The organism is Halorhodospira sp. 9621 (genome assembly GCF_022228055.1).
Classification (GTDB): Bacteria; Pseudomonadota; Gammaproteobacteria; order Nitrococcales; family Halorhodospiraceae; genus Halorhodospira; species Halorhodospira halophila_A.
In genome coordinates this window covers 1-5631 of sequence record NZ_JAJNRD010000057.1, presented here as the reverse complement: position 1 = coordinate 5631, position 5631 = coordinate 1, and the positions used below count along the sequence as shown (strand labels likewise).

Annotated in this window: 3 protein-coding genes and 1 pseudogene; 3 read left to right on the top strand and 1 reads right to left on the bottom strand. The window is 57.3% G+C overall.

What is annotated here, in order from left to right:
• Positions 1-175 precede the first annotated feature (175 nt).
• A complete protein-coding gene (locus tag LRF89_RS12800) occupies positions 176-3184 on the top strand; it encodes a hypothetical protein (RefSeq protein WP_238637312.1) in 3009 nt (1002 codons plus the stop codon).
• Between the two features lie 839 nt (positions 3185-4023).
• Positions 4024-4254, top strand: a complete 231-nt coding sequence (locus LRF89_RS13660) for a helix-turn-helix transcriptional regulator (RefSeq protein WP_443134966.1) — start codon at positions 4024-4026, stop codon at positions 4252-4254.
• Positions 4255-4390: 136 nt separating this feature from the next.
• Here the strand turns inward: LRF89_RS13660 and LRF89_RS12795 are convergent, their stop codons facing one another.
• Positions 4391-5044: a recombinase family protein gene (locus tag LRF89_RS12795; RefSeq protein WP_238637311.1), complete on the bottom strand. Its 654-nt coding sequence runs from the start codon at positions 5042-5044 to the stop codon at positions 4391-4393.
• Positions 5045-5418: 374 nt separating this feature from the next.
• On the opposite strand from LRF89_RS12795, the pseudogene LRF89_RS12790 reads away from it, so the two are divergent.
• Positions 5419-5631 (top strand): annotated as a pseudogene (locus LRF89_RS12790) (ankyrin repeat domain-containing protein); the annotation flags it as partial.

Sequence of the window (5631 nt, the reverse complement as noted above, 5' to 3'; positions counted from 1 at the left end):
TAGCAATAGGATGACTGGGATTTTTTTTTTGTCGTCAAACGGCGATGTTTTCCAAAACACGTGCTGGGGCAATGGCGTTGAACAGATCTCATGCCAAACATCGATTAAAATCCCGATAGAACCCCAGGTCGCTCTGTTTAGCAATTCAGAGAGTCCGCCGAGTGATCTGTCAGAAGTGATCAATGACATTCGTGCGCGCCGGCCTTTCGGGAGCTTAGCGAGACACCTTATCCTTGCTAGTTTCGACGATGCGGACCGGCTGGCAAGAGTAGCGGCGGGCACGGGCTGCGCCGGCTGCCTCGCCGAGTATTGGCGGGGACGCCGCGACGGGACTGAGCAGAGCGCTCCGGACCCATCGATTCACCCAGATCTGACCAATGCAACCAGTGGTGCGGACAGCCATCAATCTGAAGCTGCCGTACCGGCTTGGTATACGCTTCAAGCGGCAACCAGCCACTTTTCAAGTGCGAAAGATCAAGGCAGAAACGTAGCTGAGGCGCAGCGTATCTCCCTACGGCGCGCAACAACGGCGACCGATCCGAGCATGCGCGGAGCGCTGTGGCGCTTACTTAAACAGGTTCGACCATTTGAAAACAGCGCACGTCGCCATTTCGTCGGCGTCATTGCATCCGAAGGCGATCCGCTTAGGGAACTATCCGAAGAGGCTCAGACCATTGAGAAAAATCGCAAGATTATAAATGACGCAGAGGGCCGATGGACGGAAGACCAATGGAGCCGTATTGAACTCCTACGAGAGCATTCCTTGTACATCGGCGAACCGTGGATTACGGATCACGCGGGGCGCGCAGAAAGGGGTGTCGCCGCGGATAGCCTGGCCCTTTTCGAAGATAGATTGTTAGCCGGACGCGGCAAATGGCGCGAGCGTCTTAAATTGCTCTTGTGCACTTCATTTTTGGGTGGTCTTGGGGTCGGGGTCGGCGTTTTATTTTTTTTATTCACTATCCTTGCCGCACTGACGGGTTATGACGGTTCTATATTTAATTTAAAATCCGTTGTCTCACACCTTTTTAGTCCGATTTCCGTATTGGATGTTGGGTCCCTTGCGGCGGGTTTTCTTTTCCTGTTCGGGCTCGCGATAGCATGGGCAAACCGATGCCTACCCAATGCCCTTCGGATGGAAGTTCCACAGCGACATGCACAAGATTTAATGGTCCGGATCGCGACAAAGATATGGGGGTCGGAAGATCAGAGAGAACCGGCAGCCGGATGGCGTCGATGGGTCCGCCGTCGCATCCTCGGTGGCTCACCCCCACCTTCGGTAATTGTTGTCGGCATCCAGACGCCCGAGGCTTGGAGCGAAGCCGACCGGCAGCATCTTGAGGCATTCATGGATCTTCTCGGCTCGGACCAGTATTTTCTCCTCGCAATCCACGTTCGTACCCGGAGCGAATTCGTGAACGGCGCTTTAGCCCCTTGGGTGACAGATCCGCCCTCTTCAGCCGGGCCGAGAACGATTGACCTGGGGCGCTTTGACGACTGGTCGGTGCTTTACCTCGGCGACGACCTGGACATCGACGGCCATCCACCAAGCAGCGGAATTACATTGAAGGATCTTTTAGGATGGGGTGATAACGTTCCGCATGGTATAATAGCATCTCTTGCTGGCGCAAGTTGGTCTATTTATAACCTGCCGCCGACCCTTATCACGGGGTCGTTAGCGACGGCCCCGATGATCGTAAACAAGCCATCTGGGTCCGCAATTCATCACTATCGGTCTGCCCTTGAAGATCAACTACGTCCACTCCGAGATCTATTTGAGGCGCGGCATGATGGAAACTCGAAGTTAGAAGATTCGGATATAGATATCGAAAAAATCCTTGATCAAAGCATGCAGGCAGAAGGCATCCGATACCTGGCAGGTGCATCAGCGGCCATCAAAGGTCAGGGGGGCGACCGTCTGATTGGGCGGGGACTTTGGCGGCGCACATTACGGGATCGCCTGCATACGGCATTCCGGGAGGATCCCCACCAAGACAGTGAAACTTTTGAAAGGTACTTGGGGAAAATACTAGCGTGTGCAGAGCTGTATCATGTATCTAGTGCGTGGCAGCATCTCGAGAGTGGCTTTGCTGATACGGTCCAGGGCGACCTGACCGCGGCTACGAGGCATACTCGTGCGGCCGGGCAGTTACTCGCAGAGCGCCAAAGACGTACGTTGAGCAACAAGCAAACGGTAATGCTCGCGCAGGCTTGGTGCGCGTTGGCCGAGAGCGCTTGTTTAGTAGAGGTGCCCGATGATCCGGACAGTCAGTTCGCTGGCGCCCAGTTGGCAGCTGCCCTTCTCCGTGGTCAGGATGTTCTAACCGAGAACATGCATGCTTCGAGTATCGAAACCTTTTTGGCGTGTAATAATTTTTCGAATAATGAATCGTTCTCATCTATACCCAAAACACCTCGCGATTGTCTGGGCCACGAGGTAGCGGGCACGCTGAAAATTTTGAGGCAGACGGAGCGCGTAGTTTCCGACACGCTTTTCGAGGGGATCGAAGGTCTTTTAACGTTTCCTGACCTATCGACACTTGAAAGCGGGCTGCCCAAGCCCAAAACCCCCCGCGGTTGCCTGGAACGCGAGGTGAAAGGCACGCTGCGAAAATTAGGACAGATGGATCGCGTGGTTGCGGACACGCTGTTCGAACGGAAGATGAATGGGGCGTGGTACTACTTTCCGGAGCGGCTGCGACGAGCCATTCAAGATGCCCGAGCAGAGCAAAGAAAAAAAAGTTGGCGGCTTGTGGAATTGATTGCACGCTGTCGGACAATCGACCAGATGCTCAACGTGGCCCATAATCATGCGGAGTTCCTCGGTCGTTTCCTCGCGTGCGTCGTGGCTCTGGCTGTTCGCGAGGTCCATAGAAACGCGACCAGCGAGGACGCAGCCCTGAAAAAGCAAGAAGACCTTGCGACAGGAATTCGCCGGTTGCGTGACAGGTGTCCGAATATCGATATCAGCGACGCGGACCAAAAAACGGCGATAGCAGCTGTGCGCCACGTGACGGCGCCGGCGTTAGCTTTCTGTACCGCTAAACACGTGCCAGACGTTCTGAATGGTATCGCGCACGAGAACGCGATACCGCCGCGTGTCGATTTACCCGGGACGGACATCGGGGCGTATCACGGTGTCGGCGACAGGTTGGAAAAGATCGTCTACGTCGATTACATGTAGTTGTTTTTTTCCGTTGCACTGAGGCGTCGGCCCTAAAAAAACAGCAAGGTGCTTATCTGGAGCGGTTTATCGGCCTTTAGGCTCCGATGGCCGGAGAACTGTGGCAGCTGGTTGGGATCCCAGCCGGTCCGATCCGCGAGATGGCCTCATGGCGCAGGTCGTAGAAGGTCAGGTTGGTGAAGAGCTCCGGGTCAGACTCCTCGACGCGGGCCTGACAGGCGTCGGAACCCTCCTTCTGCAGGTGAATGCAAAAGGGAAGGGATCCTCGATCACACCGAATTGCACCGAACGCAAAGCGAACCCTTCCCTCAGCCCCTGCAAGCCCCCTGCAAAGGTCTGTGAAGCGAAGGGTTCCGACTCGGAGACGGCTCTAAGCCGTTGATTTGGTTGGTGGGCGGCGCTGGGATCGAACCAGCGACCCCTGCCGTGTGAACGCGAATGTGCGCTCCAGCCTCATCAATCGCTTAGCGGGGAAAAGCCTGAAAAACAGAGCCTTGCATTCATCATGAGACCCCGCTCATCCCCTCAGGTCCCCTAGGTTCCCGATCCTCACTGTGCCACAGGTGTGCCACTGCTCAAAGGCGATGTTGACCTTGCGGACTGAGAAGGTGCCGATCGCCGGAGCATCATTTGTCCCGTGCCTCGGGTCAGGTTGGATGGATAGATTCGAGGTGAGGATCGCGACCAGTGCTGAGAGCATGATTCTGTCCAAGGCTTGAAGCGTTGGCCCGGGGGCGTGAGATCCAGAACTGCACAGGCGTGCGTACTTAGGGAAGTGTGGCTCTTCGGGGAGAGGGCCGGTTTTCCGCTACGGTTGTTGAACGTGATAGGGGTCTCATATGCGTCCTTTGTTGAACAAGGCTGAGCTGGCCAAACTTCTAGGTATTACTCAACGCAGTTTGAATAGACGCCGGGAGCGCGATCCGGAATCATTGCCACCCGCAGTGCGACTTGGCCGGAGCCTGCGGTGGCGTCCGGACGACGTGGAAGAGTGGCTAGTCCGACAAACGGAAGGTCAGGCGTCACCGCGGGCCCGAAGAGGCCGGCCTCGTTCGCATCCCCGCGGATAGCTGGGGACGCCACGGTATTGGTGGCTCCATTGCCCGGAGCATTTGCGCGTTGCAAACAGTCCGAGGAGATTGAGCAGCGGCTGATGCCCGGTCACTCTGGGAAGGCGACCTGATCGAGGGCGCCCATAACCGCTCCTCAGGCGCCACGCTGGTCGAGCGCAGGATCGCTTTGTTGTGCTAACCAAGATGCGCGATGGCACCGCCGAAGCTGCCCTGGAGGCCTTTCACCAGCTGATGAGGCGCCTGCCGGCGATACTGCGCCAGAGCCTGACCTACGACCGGGGCAGCGAGATGGCATGCCATGAGCGGCTCGCCCAGCGGCTGAATCTGTTGATCTGGTTCGCCGATCCACATGCACTTCAGGCCGCCGCCGCCCGATACGGCCACGGCGTCGAGCAGCCTCGAGACCCGCCCGGGTCCGCTCGCGGATCATCTCGCGCTCGTACTCGGCGAACGACCCGATCATCTGCATCATCATGCGCCCTGCCGGCGTCGTTGTGTCAATCGCTTCGCTTAACGAACGAAAGCCAGCCCCGGCCGACTCGATGCGCTCGAGCAGCGTGAGCAGATCTTTGAGCGATCGGCTGAGCCGATCGAGCTTGACGACGACGACGAACACGTCGCCTTCCCGGAGGTGCTCGAGCGCACGCTGTAGCTCTGGACGATCCCAGCGCCCACCGGATGCCGCTTCCTCGAAGAGGCGTTCTGCACCCGCCTGCCGCAGCACGTCACGCTGCGCGGCCAGGTCTTGCTGTTCTTCGCGAGAGACGCGTGCGTAGCCGATGATCATGCTTCAGTCCTTGCGGAAACGTGTTGCCATTTTATCATGTTTGGCAACTGGTTTTTGCACGCATCAAGCTCCCAATATCCGGTCATGCACGCAGGCATTGCAAAAACGAGCGTTTTTGCACGTTGCATGAGTAGTTGGAGCACGCATCGGAACCCATCTCTGTGACAATGTCACGGCGATGCCCTTTGCCGGGGAACGTGTCATCTTTTCTTTACATAAACGGATTGCGGCTAGCGCACACGCGAGCAACACGCACGGCACTCTCCTCACCCAAGGGCACGAGATAGGTATACACTCGCTCCCAGTGGGGTCGCGCGCCGCGCAGCCGGTACCCCCTTTGAGGCGCTGACTAAAAAAGGAGAAAGGACTGTCACATGGATCGTTTCCGTTCATTCTCGATGATCGCTTGCGGATGCTTCTTAAGCCTGGTGATGCACGCAGCATCCGCAGCGAACCTAGAAAAGCGCCTTCTCGAGGCCGCTTCAGCAGGCGATCCCGAAGACGCGGTGGAGGCGCTTGAGGTGGGGGCGGAAATCGATGCGCGGAACGAGGACGGCTTGACCCCCCTCATGGTCGCCGCTCAGCAC

Coding starts and splice junctions, on each gene's coding strand:
- LRF89_RS13660 (WP_443134966.1), top strand. CDS start 4,024: ATGCGTCCTTTGTTGAACAAGGCTGAGCTGGCCAAACTTCTAGGTATT.
- LRF89_RS12795 (WP_238637311.1), bottom strand. CDS start 5,044: ATGATCATCGGCTACGCACGCGTCTCTCGCGAAGAACAGCAAGACCTG.